This is a genomic window from Lysinibacillus mangiferihumi (assembly GCF_003049665.1).
Taxonomy (GTDB): Bacteria; Bacillota; Bacilli; order Bacillales_A; family Planococcaceae; genus Lysinibacillus; species Lysinibacillus mangiferihumi.
Window position 1 is genome coordinate 55903 of sequence record NZ_PYWM01000013.1, and the last position, 18352, is coordinate 74254.

Sequence of the window (18352 nt, forward strand, 5' to 3'; positions counted from 1 at the left end):
ATTTATTGAACGGCTTTTTTTAAAAGTTAGCTTAACCGTAATGACCTCTGACAGATTCGCTTTCAAGAAGTTCCTGATAAGGTTTATTTCAAACGTTCACTAAAGTTCACTAATATTTTAGCAGCATGGCTTCTCTTTGTTGGGGCTTCAGGAGAAAATCTTCCTTCACTTCCTGCAACAATACCAAGCTCATACAGCATTGTGATGGCATTTTTCGTTTCATCATTGTAGCTAGTTATATCGGTAAACGGTGTTTGATTTTTCACAACATAAGTTTGGTTAAACTGTTTTTCATAAGCACGATTCATCATTAATGCTAATTGCGCGCGCGTAATAGGCTGGCTTGGATTAAACTTGCCATCCGCCCCCTTCACAAGACCATGTGCATAAGCAGCAGCAATTTCTGACTGCGTTTCGGCATCGTAGCTCGCTATATCTGTGAAAGGCGCTTTGCTAGTTGTTGTTAAACCTAAGCTTCTAACAAGCATCGCTGCTGCCTGTGCGCGTGTAATATTTTGTTCAGGTCTAAAAGTACCATCAGCATAGCCCTTCATCATGCCTCTTTCAGCCGCTTTTTGAATGAACTCCCTTGCCCAATGATTTTCTATATCTAAAAATTGGACTTTACTGCCTGTTGTAAAACTTGCAGTTGGACTTTGCACACTTTCATTGCCTGCTGCATCTATCGCTTTTATGGCTACAGTATAAGTAGTATTATCTACTAAACTATCGAGCGTTATAGCTGTTTGACTGGCATCGACTGTAGAGTAGAGTGTATTATTCAAATACACATGATAGTTCGTAACCCCTTCATTATCAGTTGCCGCTAGCCATTTTACAGTCGCCCCTGTACTACTATTAACATTGACTTGGATTGCTGAAGAAGTATCCCATAGTGAACTTGCTTTAATAGCTGGTAAAAATGCCTGCTTTGCTACTGCTAAATAACCTGCTTCACTTAAATGAATGTTTTCTGGATTTGGCAAAAAGTTAGTTACATCTTTCGCTACTACGTCATATGTTGGCACAAATATTGCACCTGCTTTTTCAGCAGTTGTTTTAATAGAAGCATTCATGATACCTAAAAGCATTTTAAACTGTGTTTGCAAGTCTTCGCTATAATAAGGGAAAGAATTATAATAGCCCATCACGTAAATTTGTACCTGTGGATTTAACTTCTTTATTTCCTTGAGTATTGCCGCTATATTATTTATAGCTTCTTGGGATGCCTTTATAATGGCGGCTGTATCAATACCAGTTGTTGACGATTGTTTTAGAATTGGCAATAAATCATTAGCACCAGCAGTTAACGTAATCAGCTCTGCTTCTTGAATTGAAGCTCTAAGCTTTGCACGGTCGTTTGTATAACCAAATCCCGTCACTGGTTTTTCTACATCATCTTGTAAGTCTGTTAACACATTTTTAGTTGTATACCCCGAATAGGCAAACCCTTTATTATATGAAGTAAGTAAACCTTCTTGTTGTAATGCCTGTGCTACAAAATCTGTATAGCCTAAGCCAATGACTCCAACTTCATTCATACCATGTGCTAATGAATCACCTAACGCTATGTAATCAGCCTGTACAACCCAGCTTGGCGCTATATGATCTTCTTTCTTTTCCGCATTCGCACCTACAGGTATTGTTAATTGTAAAGCTAGCATGCTAGCAGCTAAAAAACGAAATTTTTTTGAAAATTGCATATACCCACTCCTCCTGCTCATCTACTAATTACTAGTTTACTAGATTTAAGGATAAAAGTGGGTGCATTATATTGTAAATACTTTGGCTAGAATTCTTTTCTACTCTATTTATGCTGTACCTTTCCATAGACACCTCCACCACCAACCTCAATATGTAATTGTCCCGTTCTCGCTAAATCAATCATCGTAGCTATTTTCTGTGGCACAATTTCCTCGAGTTGCTCGGTCGTGATACGGTGTAAAATAGTCATTTCAGTCCCAAATGCATGTAATAATCTTTCCATCATTTTCGGACCTAAACCTGGTATAAAATCAAGTGGTATTTGATGGATGTAAGGTGGTCTGTCACGTTCATCAACATACGGCTCTGATAGTTCCTTAATACGTGTCGCAACACCTTTAATAATTTTCAAACTTGCACAGGATGTACAAAGCGTATCGTCTGCACTTAACTGCTTACCACAATTAGCACAAACAGTTTGATAATATTTGCCGAGCAATGGATTTAACCCATAATTCGCCACTACTGCCCGCCCATCCTGTTCATGGAGCGCCATCTTTAATTCGCTAAAATTAGCCGCCATTAATTTTAGTTTTTGATATTCACGAGCCATTTTCCCAAGCGAATGTGCATCAGAGTTTGTAACAAATGTATAGGCTTGAAGTTCTTTTATGTTTTTTACCATATTGGTATCAGAACTTAAACCAAGCTCTATAGCATCTATAAGCTGTGGATTGAATACTTCTGTTAAGCTTATATGAACACCTTTTCCAAATAAACTTTTAAATGGCGTAAAAACATGTGCTGGAATAAAAAGGCCCCCTAATTCCCGCACTTTTTGTTGTACAGCTCGGCCTTCACAATAAATACGCTGTGAACTTAAATGGATGTTTTTCATATACTGGCTCATCCAATTCGAAAAATTCTCCATCACTTGAATAGTAGGGAAATAAGCTAGCACATGAATTGGTCCATGGCAGGAGCTATCATATATTTCGATTTCAGAACCTGGAATAAGCGTTGTTTCTTGAAACCGAAGTCCACCTTGCGATAACTCCTTAAGTTCGCCTTGTTGTATCATTATATTCATTTCAGCAATGACTTCTGGTGAATGACAATCAATAATGCCGATAATATCAAGCCCTTTTTTGGCACTAGCCATCTCTAAAATCCGTGCTAATGTTAACGTTTTACTCCCAGTAATTTTCACTGCGCGCCCACTCATTGTTCGTCCAATATGAATATGTAAATCTGCATAATAGTCATGAAACAATGTACACATCTCCTTTTGTTTTATTATAAAATGAAAAAACCTTACATTGCTGCAAGGTATTTTCAAGTATTAGGATGGATGGTTTTGATGAGCGCCTTTATCTGTCTCGTACGAACCTGAACCTTGGTTTGGCATTGCCGCTGCATCATAAGCAACTAATGTAACGCCAATTTTCTTTTCGAGTTCATTAATTTTTTCAAGCTGTGTGTGATCTAATTGTGCAAATTTTACTTCTTCCATATTCATCACGCATCCTTTCAAAAATAACGTTCCCCGAATATCTCACAACTATACTAAAGGCAATTGGATAATTTCTTTAAGCAGTGCTATGTGGAAATTGTTCGAAAATTGTTTGAGTGACTGGCACTTAAATAGGTTAAATATGGTTTGCCTGTTAGTGGATGTGTTTGAATATCGGCGCATACTCCAAAAACATCACGCAGTAGCTTAGGTGTTAACACTTCTTCTGGCGTACCATATTGAACGATACGACCTTGTTGTAAAACATAAATGTAGTCGCAGTACATTGCGGCCATATTTAAATCATGTAAGGCGGCGACAACCGTCAAATGCAGTGTTTGAATTAAATCCATTAGTTGTAATTGATGCTGGATATCTAAATGATTTGTCGGCTCATCTAAAATAAGTATCTGTGCTTGCTGTGCAAGCGCACGCGCAACCATCACTCTCTTTTTTTCCCCTCCAGAAAGGGAACTAAAACTACGTGTTTCTAAATGGGCAATACCTGTTTGAGACAAGGCTTCTTTTACAATATTAAAGTCTTCCTTATTGTCCAGCTCAAAAAGTTTTTTATGTGGTGTTCTCCCCATGCTTACTAAATCTTTTACTAGAAAATCGAACAACACAGGCGTTTCTTGACTGACAACTGCTAATTTCTTTGCGATGACTTTACTTGATTGCTTAAATATATCTTGCTCATTTAATAGCACTGTACCGCTTTCTGGCTTTAATAAACGATACATATTTTTTAATAGTGTAGACTTTCCGCTACCATTAGGGCCAATCAACCCAACAAACTGCTTTGCTTTTATTTGAATACTTACTTTCTCCAATATGCACTGATCATGAATGGAGAATGATACTTCCTTTGCTTCTAATGTCATCACCTTTAATCCCCTTCACCAAATGAATAATTGTTTCGACGTAGTAGCCAAATGAAAAATGGTCCCCCACAAAAAGCAGTAATAATACCAATCGGCATTTCTTCTGGGGCTATTAATACACGCGCTAACGCATCAGCCCAAACTAGAAAAATTCCCCCTAACAATGCACTTATGGGGATAACATGTTTATAATTAGAGCCAACTAACAAGCGTACGATATGCGGAATAATTAAACCAACAAACCCGATGGACCCACTTACTGCAACGAGCACACCTGTCAGTAAAGATACGAGTACTATTAGCTGTATGCGAAACTGTTGAAGATTTACCCCTAACGTGACGGCTGCTTCTTCCCCAAGTAGTAATAAATTCAGATTTCGATAGTATAGCCACAACAACCCAAATACGATAAAAAAGACAATGACTGGAATAAATAAATTACTCCATTTTGCTCCTGCGAGACTGCCTAACATCCAATACATAACGGCTTTCATACCGCCCTCTTCCTTAGACATCATTAACATAAAATTCGAAGTGGCAGATAAGATAAAGGACACCGCCATCCCCGCTAGTAAAAGGCGAAAAATCGAAATACGTCCTCCTACACGCGACAACAAAAATACTAAGACAATTGCCATAAAAGAGCCTAAAAAAGCAGAGACTGAAAGGGCGTAGATGCCTAAAAATGAAAACGCCCCTAAAATAATGACAGCCGTTGCGCCCACTGTTGCTCCCGAAGAAATACCTAAAATATACGGATCGGCTATCGAATTACGGACTAGTGCTTGAACAGCAGCACCAGCAACCGCTAAGCCTGCACCAACAACAGCCGCCAGGATAACGCGAGGAGCACGTATTTGCCATATAATAATCTCCTGCGAGCGACTCCAATCCGCCTCTACAGAACTAGTAAAGAACGGTATTTTTGAAAGAATTACTTTCCATACATGCAACGGTGTAACTGACACAGACCCAATCATAATGGCCACTGTCATAGACGCAATGAGCGCTAGAAAAAGGGTCAAAGAAAATAACATAAATTTTTTATTCATTTGGTTATGAACTCCTTATCAATCATGATAAAGACGCAGCAATAAAAAAGGGCATTCTACGCATACATGCATAGAAATACCCTTAGCTAAACAAATTAGGAGAAATATCCATCAATTGTCCGTAATTGCTTGCATCCTCGTGGGCATTACAGGTATGAACTAACTGGCAGGTCTCCTGGCTTCGATTCATCGTATCTACGATTGCCTTCCCATTTAAAAACAGTGGCTACATTATCATAGAACTCCTCGTTACAGTTGCGGGACAGCGTCGGATTTACACCGACTTCCCTTTTAAGTGATGCTCGTGTTTACAAGCGTCACACCATTAGTATCTGAAATTTTAAAATTATGACGATTCTATCATACATCATTATCGTAGTCTATTATTTCCTTCATTGAGGAATCCATCCTTCCTCCTTTCAAACAAAATCCATCATTTCTGCACATTTACTTGCTACATTAAAAACACATTAAATCGAAGGAGGAAATTCATATGGTGTTAAATAAAAATCGGCTCCTAATGTTAGTGGCAGCATTTGCTTTACTAATACTTTCAGCTTGTGCTGACAATTCGACGAAGTCAGAATCTGCTCATAGCGACAAAACAGGCCACGGCGAAGAGATGGACCATGGGGATGAAATGGATCATTCCATGATGAATCATTCAAGCTCTGGTGAAGTTCCAGCCACTTTAAAAACAGCCGAAAATCCAAAATTCCCTGTCGGCAGTAAGGCTATTCTTACAGATGGCCATATGTCAGGAATGACAGGAGCCGAAGCGACAATTGTCGGCGCTTACGATACGACAGCATATATTATTTCATTTGAGCCTACTACTGGTGGTAAGACAATTGAAAATCATAAATGGGTGATTCATGAGGAATTAATCGACCCAGGTGAAGCACCTTTATCTCCAGGAACAGAAGTAAAAACTGATGCTACCCATATGACAGGCATGGAAAATGCAACTGTACGCATTGATGATGCCGTACAAACGACTGTCTATATGGTCGATTTTGCTTTAACAACTACTGGTGAAGAAATGAAAAATCATAAATGGGTGACTGATAGCGAGCTAGCTACAAAATAATAACAAAACAGCCTCTGTGGTTTTACCATCAGAGGCTGTTTTTCATTCTAAAACCTTTTTGTCACCGCTTTTATGCCATTTATAGCCGATTCCCCACACTGTCTGTAAATAATCATCCACTGGAAAGCCACTTTTTCGAAGCTTATCCCGTAAATTGCGGACATGTGAATCAATCGTTCGGTCTTCAATTGCTACATTATATCCCCATACAGTGTTGATTAAATGCTCTCTTGAGAAAACTTTATTTTGATAATCAAGAAATAATGCTAACATCGAAAATTCTTTTGGCGTTAAAGAAATCATCTTTTGGTGAAAAGATGACTCAAAGGATTCTTTATTTAAGCATAGCCCTTCGAAATTAATAACGATTTCTTCAGCCTTTGTTCTTCTTAAAACAGCCTGTATACGCGCTAACAATTCTTCCTCATCGAAAGGCTTTAAAATATAGTCGTCAGCTCCAAGATTTAACCCTTTTATAATATCAGCCTGTTCCCCTTTTGCCGTAAGCATAATAACCGGCACGTCCCAAAACTTCCTTATTTCCTGACATACTTGCCAGCCATCCATATCAGGCATCATAATATCTAACAGCACTAAATCGATATGATGTTCTTCTAAATATTCTAAAGCATCTCTCACAGACGACCTAGCAATGCAATGAAAAGAAGGTTCAAGATAAAGGGTTAGTAACTCTAACATCCTTGGTTCATCGTCAATTAATAATAATGTTTTCATTTGTTCCTACTCCTTAAACAATAATTTAAAAGTAGTCCCTTTGTTTTCCTCACTAACAACGGTAATTTCCCCTCCATGTGCATGAACGAGCTCCTTTACAATGGCAAGTCCTAATCCTAAACCGCCATTGGCACGCGTACGAGATTTATCAACCCTATAAAAACGTTCAAAAATATAAGGTAAATCCTTCTGCGGAATTCCTTTTCCGGTATCTTTTATAATAATTGATACGAAATGATTGTTTCTTTCCACTTGTAAGAAAGTCGAATCTCCTGAGGAACAATAAGTCAGCGCATTATTTAACAAATTCAAAATAATTTGCTCCAACCTTATTGTATCAGCCAATAAAGTTAGTCCCGCTTCACATTGCACAAAAAGGTCAATGTGTTTTTCATGAAAAGCAGGTCTTAACTTTGCCTCAATACTTGCCACAAAGTCATCCATATGAAGACATTCTTTGTTTATAACAAATGCGTTTTCATCCATTTTTGCTAAATCAAATAAGTCTTTTATTAACCGTGATAATCGATTCGTTTCATCAATAATAATACGTAAATACTTTTGACGATCTCGTTCCGATAAATCTCGTTTATAAAGAATATCTGTATAACCTTTTATAAACGTAATCGGTGTTCGCAGCTCATGAGCAATACTCGATAAAAATTCCTTTCTTTCCTCTCGTAAATGATTTAAGTCATCAGATAATAGTTGAATAGCATTCGCAAGATCACTTAATTCATCTTGACCATTCGTTGAAAGGGCTACTGTAAAATCCCCTTTACTCATTTTTAATGTTGCTTCTTTCATTTCAATTAATGGACGAGCAAGCTTTCTAGATAACACAATAATCACTACAATGGTCACCAATCCCGACACAAGCCCAACAATTAGGAAGTGTTTATTTAATCGCTCCATTAAGGCATGGATAGAATCTGTATTTTGGAACATAAAAACATAGCCAATGGTCTTTTGCTGTTTTTGAATTGGACTAACGGTCGCTATATACTTTTCATCTTGCCAATTGTTCTCTAGCACCTGACCATCATAAGGTACACTTGCTCCAAGCCTCTGTAAATATGCTTTTATATCAAGGTGCGGCGAAGAAGTAGCTAAAATTTTGCCAGCACGATCTGCGATCACAACCTCTGTATTATCTCGGGATTCCATTAATAATATATGTGATAACGTTTCCTTTTCGAAATTTTGCTCCAATATCTTTCGATGCGAATTACCCGTTGTCTGCAAGTTTGTTAATTCTTCATCAACTCTCGAATTCGTCAAAGAAAGATGCAAAAATAACATCATAAACGTTTCTATGCAAAACAATGTGATAAAAAAGATAATGCCAAGCTTTAGTGAAAGTTTTTTCATCCTGTAACCACCTATATTTCAAAATGATAACGTGTAAGTGTGAAGATTTTATGCAGAAGAAAGATACTTCTATTAAATAGTATAAAATAAAAATTACATGCTCATTGATTTTTCATCCTATGTAGTACCTAATGCAAATAAGAATAAACCATATATTAGAAATGTATAGTAGGTACGTTTTGCTCGACTCCTGCTGGAAAAGCATGACACTTTAGAGCCCGTGCAATGCCAACAACCCTAAAAAAGAATGAGGCTGGTACAAAAGAGAAAAAGTGTTAGATTGAACCCAATCAATCTAACACTTTTTTGGTATGCCGTTGTTGTCCGCTACAGCGGTGCTTTCCGCGGGCACACCGTAAGCCGCAACCCTCGCTAACGCGCGGTCTGTTGCGTCTAACATTGTGTGCTGTTCCCGCTGGAGTCACCGCCTTCGCTACCAACAACTAGTAAACATTTCTAATTTTTTAAATTGCAAAAGCAAGAATAGCTAAGGTCTCCATATAGCAAAAAAATTATGAACACCTTTCCTCTGTTCTTTAAATTTTTTTAGTTATGTTCCAGCCTCATTCTTTTTTATTAAATATAATTTTTAACCCAATCTAAGAAGTTTTCAATTACTGAATCAAGGAATTTGACAGTTCCTTCATCTGTTAAATTACCTTCTGCATCAAATTTTGTGTGGACAGCGCCAATATAAACATCATTACCACTTAGCAATGGTGAATTAATGCCAGGTGAGAATAAAATATCACGTAAATGTAATTGCGCTTTAACCGTTCCTAAGTTCCCCATAGATGCTCCCATCATAAAGGATGGTTTACCAATCATTACTTTATCCACTCGTGATAGCCAATCTATCGCGTTTACCATCACCCCTGGCACCGTTCCGTTATATTCTGGTGTGATCCACAGTACCGCGTCTGCCGCTTTTACTTTGGCTTTGAAATCCAAGACCGTTTGTGGTGCTTCATTTTCAATATCTTGATCGTACATTGGTAAATCTCGTAAGCTTAATACCTCTAGTTCAAACTTTTCTGTATAACGTTTTTGTATAAACTTTGCTAATTGCATATTATAAGATTCTTTACGGATACTACCTACGATTGCTACTACTTTCACGATATTTCCTCCTAAATGATTACTATTTTTAATATTGGTTAAGCATTTATATTTTATACTGCACTAATAATAAGTAGTAAACTCTTCAACAGGTTTACGATACCCTCTTAAACGCTGACTACTTTCCTTTTCCTTACCGATTGTCATCATTAGTACAATTTCATGTGTTGCTGGCACATTGAATAGTGCACGCATTTGTTGTTGATCAAAGCCAATCATCGGACATGTATCCCAGCCGCGATTTTTAGCTGCTAACATAAAGAGCATAGCCGAAAGTGATGCATTACGAATTGCATCTTCCTTCATAAACGCTTCGCCACGTTCTTCGTAAAACTTTGTATTATCGTCTATAAGATTGTCAAGTTCACAGTTTGTAATAATACCCAAATCAACCATACCTTGACTAATATGAGCCGTTTGCTTGTAAGCTTCTTTATCTCCTAATACTAAAATAACACCGGATGCTGAATGTACTTTATATTGACCATATGCAGCCTCGCGTACTTTTTCTTTTAATTCTTGATTTAACACAACAATATATTCCGCGTGTTGCAAGTTGAATGCTGAAGGTGCAAGCTTTACATCTTCTAAAATGGGACGGATATCCTCCTCCGTCATTGTAATTCCCTCTATAAAATTATTTGCCGATCGACGTTTATCAATTAACTTTGTAAACTCCATTCTGACGTCCTCCAGTCATTCATTTTGCTTCGGTAGTACTGTCTACATTCATAATCTAAGACCTAACTAGCATTTACTTTCCAATTGCTTATTGCACACGGGAAAGTTATTATTCATATTCTTTCTCAAATGGTATCGTACTTCTAACAGTATTAATTGGTCGAACAAGTTCTTCTATTTGTGCGCGCTTAGGCTCTAGGAAAGGTGGTAATGATAATTTTTCTCCCAATGTTTCATAAGGTTCATCTCCCATAAAGCCAGGTCCATCTGTCGCCCATTCAAATAAAATTTGAGGTGCTACACGTGCATAGAGCGATTCAAAGAAGTGACGGTTAACGTAACCAGACGTATTGAAGCCAAAGCCTTCTAAGCGTGCTGTCCATTCATCTAGAACAGCTCGATCTGCTACACGAAATGCTGCATGGTGCACTGTACCAAAACCTTGACGGGCTACAGGTAAGATTGTGTTATATTCTACAATGATTTGCGCACCGTTCCCTCCCTCTCCTACCTCAAATAAATGGAAGTCTCCTTCTGCTGCTATTTCTGTGAAAAGCATTACTTTTTCTAACATTTCTTTGAAATAAGTAAAATTCGCAACACGTACAAATATTGGCCCTAATCCTGTAATGGCATATTCAAGCGGGATAGGACCATCTTGCCAAGGTGTACCTGCGGCAACGCCTTTGTTGTTTTCGTCAGATATCAGTTGATACTGTTGATCGTCAAAATCAACAAACGATACGGTTTGCTTACCAAACTGTTCTTTAATGCCTGTATGTTTGATATTTAAGCGATTAAAGCGCTTTACCCAATAAACTAATGCTGCATCCGTTGGTACTCGAAATGATGTTTTGGAAATCTCATTTGTTCCATGTACACCTTTTGGTATGTTCGGGAAGTCAAAGAATGTCATATCTGTACCTGCACTACCCTTATCATCTGCAAAAAATAGGTGATATGTTTGTATATCGTCCTGATTGACTGTTTTTTTTACGAGACGCATCCCTAGTACATACGTGAAAAATTTATAATTTTCTTCAGCACTACTTGTTATCGCTGTTACATGGTGAATCCCTTTTAAATGATTCATAATTAAAAGCCTCCTATTTATCTCGAAATCGAGATATATGTGTAAAATTTTTTATTTATTAATGGCATTAAGACCGACCTTTTTTAAAGCCATATTCATTATTTCCAACTCCTGCTGGTCCAATATTTGAAAAATTTCATTTATCTTCTGTTCATGGAGCGGGAAAATTCTATCCATTAAAACCTGTCCCTCATCTGTTAACACTGCATACGTAACACGTCGGTCATTAGCACAAGCACGTCGACAAACAAAATCTTTTTGCTCCAGCTTATCAATCACATACGTAATACTACTACTTGCAACTAAAATTTTCTTACCAATTACTTGAATGGGCTGTTCGCCATTATGATATAAAAAATCTAGTACCGCAAATTCCGTTTGGTTTAAATCATACTGAAGCAAATCTTTTTTGGTTGCATCCTGAACAGATTGATAAGCGCGGAACATAATCGTAAAAGCTTTTAAATAACGATTTTCTTCCTTCATAAGATGCACGCTCCTATTTACCTCGAAATTAATTATCTTTAATTCGAGATAATAATATCATAAAAATATCCTGCTAGCAATCCTTTTGTCTTAAACCCTTCTGTGGCATTTAAAATGGACTCAGATTGATTTATAAAAAGGCGTTGCAAATCGTAGAAAAAGCCCTATACATATTACCGTATAAGGCACAGCTATTACTTCAATCGTTTAAACTCTTTTTCTGTTCCATCCGCAAATTCCACTTCTACCTCAATGGATTGGTAATCATCTTTAATATTAAATACTTTAATAACCTGCTCAATTACTTCATCATTCGGTGTTGTTGAATCAAACGTTAGTTGCTTCAATAATGGTTCGACCTTCGTATAAGCCTTATCACCTTGTATTCTTTCATTGTTGCGATCATCTTTTAATTTAACTTCTAAACCGTTCTTCTTATTTTCATATTCAATCTCATAAGATTCTGTTGGCGAATAATCGACATCCAATGCAAATTCCAAAAAGTTAAAAGGCACTTGGTCAGTGACATTTTCGCCAGCTTGTTGATTTGTATTTTGCTCAATTGGAGCATTTGCAGGTACGTCTTTTACCTCATCTTTATTACAACCATAAAGTAAACCTGTCGCTAATGAGAATACTAATAAGTTTTTATAAATTCGCATTATTTCCACTCCTTTTCTTGCATGTATTCTTCCCTAAAACCGCTCCAATTAAACGGCAAAAAGGTATCTCTTTAAGTCAAGAGATACCCTTTTCCTCCATCCTAAACAGATGGAAGAATTCATTCAAATTGTCCTAGTAGAAATTACGACTAGCATTATTTTCATGAATAGCACGAGCTAAGCGAAGTGTTGACACAGCTAAATCAGCATAACTTACTTCTGCAGTGGCATTAAAGTTATTTTGTTGTGCATCAATTAACCCCATCGCGCTTGCTAATGCAACATATCCTGTATACGCTGGATCGATAGTGCTGGCATCTGCGAAGTTTAATTTATAAATATCGCTATGCTTAGCAGCACTTTCTAAACGTAATACATGAATATACCATTCTGCAAGTTCCTGACGAGTCAATTTTGCATCAACAGCAAATTCATTTGCTGGTTGTAATACGCCCATTCTTACTGCTTGTTCAACCACTCCGTATAACGGATGTTTCGCATCAATATTACTAAAGGATTGAGGGGCTTCTTCTTCATTTCCATATGTTCCAAAATGTCCATATGTCAATGATTTAAGCATAATTTTCAATGCCTCACCTTTTGTCACAGATGTATCAGCATTAAAGCTTGCTGGATCTTTTACTTCCAACACATTTTGAGCTAATAAGTAATTTAGTTCCTTTGCAGCAGTTGGGTGTGAAATTTGAGGTTTACTATTTGAATCATCAACGCTATTTACCCATTTGCCAGTTGTTGCATCAATTTGATTGAAAAGGCTACCTTCATAAGTCGGTGCATACACTAAATCATAGTGGTTATTATCCTCTTTATCCTGCTTTGTATACTGCAGTTTTAGCTTTAATGCATTACTAAATGTTTCCTTCACCTTATCAGCTGATACAGCATTACTTACAGCCGGCCAGTTATCAATTTTCTGTTGGTTAATTGTTAATGAGCGCAATGAACCATCTGATCCGATGCTTACATAAATTTCATCGCCAACAACAGCAATTCCATTGACTACGCGTGGGAAAGAGAAGCTATATTGCTTGCCATAACTATCATAAGCAAAATCATCTAAAGGTTTTGCATAGTTATGAATATAAGACGGAGCCCACTCTTTTAAGTAGTCGATTGCTTTTGCCATCGCAGCATCTTTAGTAATTGTTTCTGCTTTTTTATCTGATACCATGAAGTCTCTACGTACATCATAGAACTGAGTAATTTCACCAGTTGCCTTGTTAATTTCAAGTGACGCACCAGTGCCACCACTATCATAATTATACATATAGTTTACAGAGTAGAGTGTGTCACCGTTTTCATTTTCTCTTTCATCAATCATCTCAATTTGCAACTTCGCCTTTTCAGGGTCCACTTTTAAGAAGGACTTTGCAAATTCCTCCACTTCTTCAAGTGTCATGCCGCTTTTTCTCGGAGCAAGTTGTTCTGAAGAAAGCTTTTCAACACCCTTTGCTTTTGGTGCTTGCGATACGAAACCATTCGCTGTTTGCCATTGACCAGTTAATGCATTTACACCATAGAAGCTTGATGTTGGCACATACACTAGTTTGACATTGCGTTTTTCAGATTGGAAATTATAGTCTACATAATAACGTAGCTCAACAGCAAAGTTCTCACGAATTTGTGCAAGAACATCTTCCTCACTCTTTTTCTTTTCTATACTATCGAACGTTGCTTTAGAAGATACATCTGAATTGCGATATACTTGTACAACTTCTCCATTAGCAAGCACGCCGATAGAAATGAAATGGTCACTAATTGCCACACCGTTTTGTGTTGGTGCATACGTATAGGAATAAGTAATTGGTTCTGATAATGGACGAGTGAAATTATAACCGTAAAGATAATCATATTCATCTTCTTGCAACTTATAATTTGCTGTATTCGGGAATTTCTTTAAGAAATCCTGTGCAATTTTTTGTGCATCTTCTTTTGAATATTTTGCAGGATAGAGCGCATCTGCAACATTCGCTGGCTGGTAATAGAAGTTTTCTAGCTCTAAATTATCGCCCTTAAATGTGATGCTACCATAGATATCTTTTCCATTCACCGTTTTATGGAAGCTCAATTCATAACGAACCGTTTTATCATCGTTATAATAATGGCCACTTCCAGTATGGAAATCATTATCTGTTAAAAAATTGAACTTTTCTGGGAAAAGCTCACGTAATTTTTTAATAAGTGTGCTTTTTGTTACTTTTGTTTCAGTAGAGGCTACTTGAATCTCAATTCTTTCTGGAGCATCCTTAACATTAGCAGAAGCTTGTGCCATTGGAGAAAGAACCCCGACAGAAAATGCAGTAGACGTTAAAATAATTCCTAACTTTTTAAATTTACCCAAAATATCCCTCCTAAATTACAATTTACCATAATTATATATTATATTACCAAATTAGGGAATAGTATTTACAGATTATTTCCAAATAGTTGAGAAATAGATTGGGTATACCATTATCCCTATCATTGTCATTTCTTCACCACATCAAAATTTGAACCTATCAATAGCCAATTTTGCGGGAACGGTAGGCCTAGCTTCCAATAGCCTATACCTCTAAGCTTGTACTGCTTAATTAAATTGAATTTTGCTTGAATCGATCGCGCATCTTCAAACCAGACTACATGTGCTCTTCCTTGCTCGTCGTAATAGTCAAAGAAAGGTGCTTGTGCATTCCAATCATACTGAATCGCTGCATTATATTTTTTTGCAATGTCAATAGCCCTCTGCGGACTTACAGCCTCTGCATACGGACCACCTTGTACAAACGGCAATGTCCAATCGTAGCCATATAGGTTTTGCCCAAGCAATATTTTACTTGCTGGCATTTCCGATACAGCATACTTCACAACAGCCTCCACTTCCCTAATAGGTGAAACAGCCATTGGGGGACCCGCAGAATAGCCCCACTCATAGGTCATCAGCAATACAAAGTCCACAATCTCCCCATGCGCTTTGTAATCATGTGCCTCAATCCAAGGACCTCGCTGATTAGCACTTGTTTTCGGTGCTAGCGCTGTCGACACCGTATATCCCTCGGCATGGAACCGCTTCACTGCTCGTCTTAAAAAACTGTTATACGCTTCTCGTTGATCGGCTGGTAAGTTCTCAAAATCAAAATGAATATCTTTAATGCTTCCTACGCGCTTCGCTTCATTAAGAATGTTGTCAAAAAGTAAATCTTGCACAGCGATACTTTGGAATATATCTCTTGCTAGTTCTCCGCTAAATTGGAAGTTCTCCAAGTTAGATACAACCATAGCAAGAGCTGCACCTGTATCATTTGCAATTTCAGTGACACCATTAATCGGTGGTTTCTTTAGTGTCCCATCCCTCTGCGCCTCATAGCTAAATAACGCAAGATACGTTAAATATGGCGATGCTTCTCTAGCTTGGCTTAATAGCGCCTCACTTACCGCTGTTCCTCTTGGCTCTAAATATGCCAATGTCTCTGCTTTTGTTTTCGGTGCTGGCGGAATATAAAGACGCAAACCAATTGATAAAATCTGGTTTGGATGAATGCCATTGACCTGAGCAAGCGTTAAATAATTAATGCCGAAGCGTTGCCCTATTGACCATAAACTGTCCCCAGGCTGTACATAATAAAAGCTACCTACGATTGGAATGACGAGCGCTTGCCCAACAACTAATCGATTGGGATCAGGAATTTGGTTGGCATCTACTATACTTTGAACGGTTGTACCATACGCATGTGCAATGCCATATAAGGACTCCCCTGCCCGTACAACATGTATTTGAATGCGATTTGCCTCCTTTTTACATAATAAAACCATAGCTATAAAGCTTATGATATAAAATAAGAAAACATGTCACTTTCGAGTGTCAGGCACTCAAACAATTCTGAATTCTTCCGGCAAGCAATTAAGTAAAAATCTACGAAGACTCCTGCGGGAACGCACGTAACGTAAGACGCAACAGGCGGCGCGACAGCGACGGTTGTGGCTTACGTCGTGCCCGCGGAAAGCGTAGTGAATTTTTACGATTTAGGAGCCGATATTATGCTAGGTATCTATGGTAAGTGCCAGGCACTCAAACAATTTATTAAAATGATTGGACATTACTTTGTTGTTTGCTTTTAAAGTATTTACTACCTGAACGGCAATAAAAGACGAACAGTATAAAAGCTATAAGCTGTAGTAGAATACTTATAGTAAGCGCCACCTCTTGCAAATTGGCATCTAAGTTAATAGCAAATGATTGTATAACAAAACCACATAGCATAAGCGTCATATATATTTGATATGTTCTAAATGTTTTCGCCTCGAAAGCTTTATTTTCATGAATATGCAATAACAGTTGAAATAGAAAATACATGAAAAGTATCAATAAAAATTGCAGCAACTGTACTCCGATTTGTCCTAACAGCAATGTCCCCGTCCATTGGTCCAGTTCCACAACAAAGGACAATACAGTTAAAACTATCGCAAAGTTCCTCGTCCAATACTTCAATTTACGAATTGACGGCAATAAATGAATGCCATAAGCAAAAAACATATAACCAAAGAAATCAGGAAAAATGTCAGGTAGTCCAAAAAATTTTAAGTCTAAAAAAATAAAACATAACCCATTATATAAATTATTGTAAGGATCTTTCATCAACGTTCCCCTCCCGCAAAGTTCTATATCTCGAATGAAAAGTAGTAGTAATACTTCACTGTCTCTATCTAAAAATCTACTAGCAGTGGATACAGCAGTATCACGTTGAGACGGTACTACAATCGGTTCAGCTACACGCTACCAATTAGCGTATACTAGGTTCCCCACCCATACACACAATGACAAGGCAAATGTTATAAAGACCAGTTTCCCTTTTGTATAACCCTTGCTAAACACAAAAATAATAAATAACACTAGGGAGAGTAATACAAACAACCCTCCAGTAAACACCATTGTTTTCTCTTGACTGATAATAGGTGATGCCGTACTTCTTATTTCTAACGTTTGACCTGTAGTAATCATCCATAAAAAAACAAAAATAGCTATTGTCATAGGGATTGTGAGAAGTGGTGCAACAGTTACTTTTTTTGTTTTTAATTTTGGATTGTTTTCTAACTCTCGACGTAGGCTACTTGAAAATGCTTGCTCTGGCTCAATATCGGGACGATTTTTTAATGTATCAAATAACTCACGATCTTCCATCAATTTCTCCTCCCTACTTTTTTACGAAGTCTTGCCATTGCACGATGAAAGTCAACGCGTACCTTCACTTCTGAAATATCGAGAATAGCTGCTGTTTCTTGAATTGTGTAATCCTTTAACATACGACATATAATGATTGTTCGATCATGTGACTTTAATGTCATTAATGCTTGCTGTACAATTTGCCATTGCTCGTTTTTTTCAACTATAGCAGGAGGTTCTATGCCTTCTGTTAAAATAGGCTGTTTAGTTAGTTTCTCTGTCAATAAACGCTTAATCTTTTGTTTTCTATGTATATCTACTGCTGTATTCCGTGCAATCGTTAAAATCCACGTTTTTACCTTCTCTCCATCCTTTAAGTGATGTAATTGTTTAAGTACTTTTAAAAAAGTTTCTTGCGTGATATCTTCCGCTTCTTGTTTGCTATTTGTATAATAAAGCGCAAAATGGTAGACATCACGATGATAGGCATCATACAGTTGCTCAATCTGTAATTGATTTTTATGCAAAACTTCACCCCGCTTTCTACATTCCTTAATAAGTCGTTAGTATCCAATATTTGTTACACATTTTATAAAAATTTTAGCTCATTGAAAGTGGGTGGGACAAAAGAGAAAAAGTGTTAGATTGACTGCCATCAATCTAACACTTTTTCGCTACGCCGTTGTTGTCCGCTTCGGCGGTGCTTTCCGCTCAGCACAGTAAGCCGCAACCCTCGCTAACGCGCGGAATGCCAGCGTCTAACATTATGTGCTGTTCCCGCTGGAGTCACCACCTCCGCTACCA

General features: G+C 37.5%; 18 protein-coding genes and 1 riboswitch. Of the genes, 1 reads left to right on the top strand and 17 read right to left on the bottom strand.

What is annotated here, in order from left to right; translation table 11 throughout:
- Positions 1–83 precede the first annotated feature (83 nt).
- From C9J37_RS13495 to C9J37_RS13515, 5 genes are all read right to left on the bottom strand, one after another.
- Positions 84–1703 carry an S-layer homology domain-containing protein gene (locus C9J37_RS13495; RefSeq protein WP_107895748.1) on the bottom strand — a complete coding sequence of 540 codons (1620 nt, stop codon included), beginning with the start codon at positions 1701–1703 and terminating at the stop codon, positions 84–86.
- A 104-nt stretch (positions 1704–1807) separates the two neighbouring features.
- A complete protein-coding gene (locus tag C9J37_RS13500; protein WP_235617111.1) occupies positions 1808–2929 on the bottom strand; it encodes an endonuclease Q family protein in 1122 nt (373 codons plus the stop codon).
- A 117-nt stretch (positions 2930–3046) separates the two neighbouring features.
- Positions 3047–3217, bottom strand: a complete 171-nt coding sequence (locus tag C9J37_RS13505; protein ID WP_176723185.1) for a hypothetical protein — start codon at positions 3215–3217, stop codon at positions 3047–3049.
- 86 nt (positions 3218–3303) lie between these two features.
- Positions 3304–4101 carry an ABC transporter ATP-binding protein gene (locus tag C9J37_RS13510; RefSeq protein ID WP_107895811.1) on the bottom strand — a complete coding sequence of 266 codons (798 nt, stop codon included), beginning with the start codon at positions 4099–4101 and terminating at the stop codon, positions 3304–3306.
- 5 nt (positions 4102–4106) lie between these two features.
- The gene (locus C9J37_RS13515) at positions 4107–5153 is read right to left on the bottom strand and encodes a FecCD family ABC transporter permease (RefSeq protein ID WP_107895750.1); all 1047 of its coding nucleotides are present in this window, start codon (positions 5151–5153) and stop codon (positions 4107–4109) included.
- A gap of 148 nt (positions 5154–5301) precedes the next feature.
- Positions 5302–5495: riboswitch (cobalamin riboswitch) on the bottom strand.
- A 151-nt stretch (positions 5496–5646) separates the two neighbouring features.
- Here C9J37_RS13515 and C9J37_RS13520 point away from each other — a divergent pair.
- Positions 5647–6243, top strand: coding sequence for a YdhK family protein (locus tag C9J37_RS13520; protein ID WP_107895751.1), 597 nt, complete (start codon positions 5647–5649; stop codon positions 6241–6243).
- A 42-nt stretch (positions 6244–6285) separates the two neighbouring features.
- Here the strand turns inward: C9J37_RS13520 and C9J37_RS13525 are convergent, their stop codons facing one another.
- The 12 genes from C9J37_RS13525 to C9J37_RS13580 all read right to left on the bottom strand — a co-directional run bounded on the left by C9J37_RS13525 (position 6286) and on the right by C9J37_RS13580 (position 18075).
- A complete protein-coding gene (locus tag C9J37_RS13525) occupies positions 6286–6978 on the bottom strand; it encodes a response regulator transcription factor (RefSeq protein ID WP_107895752.1) in 693 nt (230 codons plus the stop codon).
- Between the two features lie 6 nt (positions 6979–6984).
- Positions 6985–8349, bottom strand: coding sequence for a sensor histidine kinase (locus C9J37_RS13530; protein ID WP_107895753.1), 1365 nt, complete (start codon positions 8347–8349; stop codon positions 6985–6987).
- A 576-nt stretch (positions 8350–8925) separates the two neighbouring features.
- Positions 8926–9468, bottom strand: coding sequence for an NADPH-dependent FMN reductase (locus C9J37_RS13535; protein WP_107895754.1), 543 nt, complete (start codon positions 9466–9468; stop codon positions 8926–8928).
- Positions 9469–9531: 63 nt separating this feature from the next.
- Positions 9532–10149, bottom strand: coding sequence for a nitroreductase family protein (locus C9J37_RS13540; RefSeq protein WP_107895755.1), 618 nt, complete (start codon positions 10147–10149; stop codon positions 9532–9534).
- A 109-nt stretch (positions 10150–10258) separates the two neighbouring features.
- Positions 10259–11242 (bottom strand): ring-cleaving dioxygenase, encoded by a 984-nt coding sequence (locus C9J37_RS13545; protein ID WP_107895756.1) that lies wholly within the window; start codon positions 11240–11242, stop codon positions 10259–10261.
- A 51-nt stretch (positions 11243–11293) separates the two neighbouring features.
- Positions 11294–11728, bottom strand: coding sequence for a MarR family winged helix-turn-helix transcriptional regulator (locus C9J37_RS13550; RefSeq protein ID WP_107895757.1), 435 nt, complete (start codon positions 11726–11728; stop codon positions 11294–11296).
- A gap of 194 nt (positions 11729–11922) precedes the next feature.
- Positions 11923–12390, bottom strand: a complete 468-nt coding sequence (locus C9J37_RS13555) for a YusW family protein (RefSeq protein ID WP_107895758.1) — start codon at positions 12388–12390, stop codon at positions 11923–11925.
- A gap of 133 nt (positions 12391–12523) precedes the next feature.
- The gene (locus tag C9J37_RS13560) at positions 12524–14752 is read right to left on the bottom strand and encodes a YcdB/YcdC domain-containing protein (protein ID WP_107895759.1); all 2229 of its coding nucleotides are present in this window, start codon (positions 14750–14752) and stop codon (positions 12524–12526) included.
- 125 nt (positions 14753–14877) lie between these two features.
- Positions 14878–16167 (bottom strand): glycoside hydrolase family 18 protein, encoded by a 1290-nt coding sequence (locus C9J37_RS13565; RefSeq protein WP_167397315.1) that lies wholly within the window; start codon positions 16165–16167, stop codon positions 14878–14880.
- Between the two features lie 301 nt (positions 16168–16468).
- Positions 16469–17023, bottom strand: coding sequence for a hypothetical protein (locus C9J37_RS13570; RefSeq protein ID WP_107895761.1), 555 nt, complete (start codon positions 17021–17023; stop codon positions 16469–16471).
- 138 nt (positions 17024–17161) lie between these two features.
- Complete coding sequence (locus tag C9J37_RS13575) at positions 17162–17566, bottom strand: hypothetical protein (RefSeq protein WP_107895762.1); 405 nt, start codon at positions 17564–17566, stop codon at positions 17162–17164.
- Entirely contained in the window at positions 17566–18075 is a 510-nt protein-coding gene (locus C9J37_RS13580; RefSeq protein WP_167397313.1) for an RNA polymerase sigma factor, read from the bottom strand. The genes C9J37_RS13575 and C9J37_RS13580 overlap by 1 nt, the downstream gene beginning before the upstream one ends.
- Between the last annotated feature and the right edge of the window lie 277 nt (positions 18076–18352).

What these genes read in the sequence shown, in the direction of transcription:
- C9J37_RS13495 (WP_107895748.1), bottom strand. Translation starts at nt 1,703, where the DNA reads ATGCAATTTTCAAAAAAATTTCGTTTTTTAGCTGCTAGCATGCTAGCT.
- C9J37_RS13500 (WP_235617111.1), bottom strand. Translation starts at nt 2,929, where the DNA reads ATGAGTGGGCGCGCAGTGAAAATTACTGGGAGTAAAACGTTAACATTA.
- C9J37_RS13505 (WP_176723185.1), bottom strand. Translation starts at nt 3,217, where the DNA reads ATGGAAGAAGTAAAATTTGCACAATTAGATCACACACAGCTTGAAAAA.
- C9J37_RS13510 (WP_107895811.1), bottom strand. Translation starts at nt 4,101, where the DNA reads ATGACATTAGAAGCAAAGGAAGTATCATTCTCCATTCATGATCAGTGC.
- C9J37_RS13515 (WP_107895750.1), bottom strand. Translation starts at nt 5,153, where the DNA reads ATGAATAAAAAATTTATGTTATTTTCTTTGACCCTTTTTCTAGCGCTC.
- C9J37_RS13520 (WP_107895751.1), top strand. Translation starts at nt 5,647, where the DNA reads ATGGTGTTAAATAAAAATCGGCTCCTAATGTTAGTGGCAGCATTTGCT.
- C9J37_RS13525 (WP_107895752.1), bottom strand. Translation starts at nt 6,978, where the DNA reads ATGAAAACATTATTATTAATTGACGATGAACCAAGGATGTTAGAGTTA.
- C9J37_RS13530 (WP_107895753.1), bottom strand. Translation starts at nt 8,349, where the DNA reads ATGAAAAAACTTTCACTAAAGCTTGGCATTATCTTTTTTATCACATTG.
- C9J37_RS13540 (WP_107895755.1), bottom strand. Translation starts at nt 10,149, where the DNA reads ATGGAGTTTACAAAGTTAATTGATAAACGTCGATCGGCAAATAATTTT.
- C9J37_RS13545 (WP_107895756.1), bottom strand. Translation starts at nt 11,242, where the DNA reads ATGAATCATTTAAAAGGGATTCACCATGTAACAGCGATAACAAGTAGT.
- C9J37_RS13550 (WP_107895757.1), bottom strand. Translation starts at nt 11,728, where the DNA reads ATGAAGGAAGAAAATCGTTATTTAAAAGCTTTTACGATTATGTTCCGC.
- C9J37_RS13555 (WP_107895758.1), bottom strand. Translation starts at nt 12,390, where the DNA reads ATGCGAATTTATAAAAACTTATTAGTATTCTCATTAGCGACAGGTTTA.
- C9J37_RS13570 (WP_107895761.1), bottom strand. Translation starts at nt 17,023, where the DNA reads ATGAAAGATCCTTACAATAATTTATATAATGGGTTATGTTTTATTTTT.
- C9J37_RS13575 (WP_107895762.1), bottom strand. Translation starts at nt 17,566, where the DNA reads ATGGAAGATCGTGAGTTATTTGATACATTAAAAAATCGTCCCGATATT.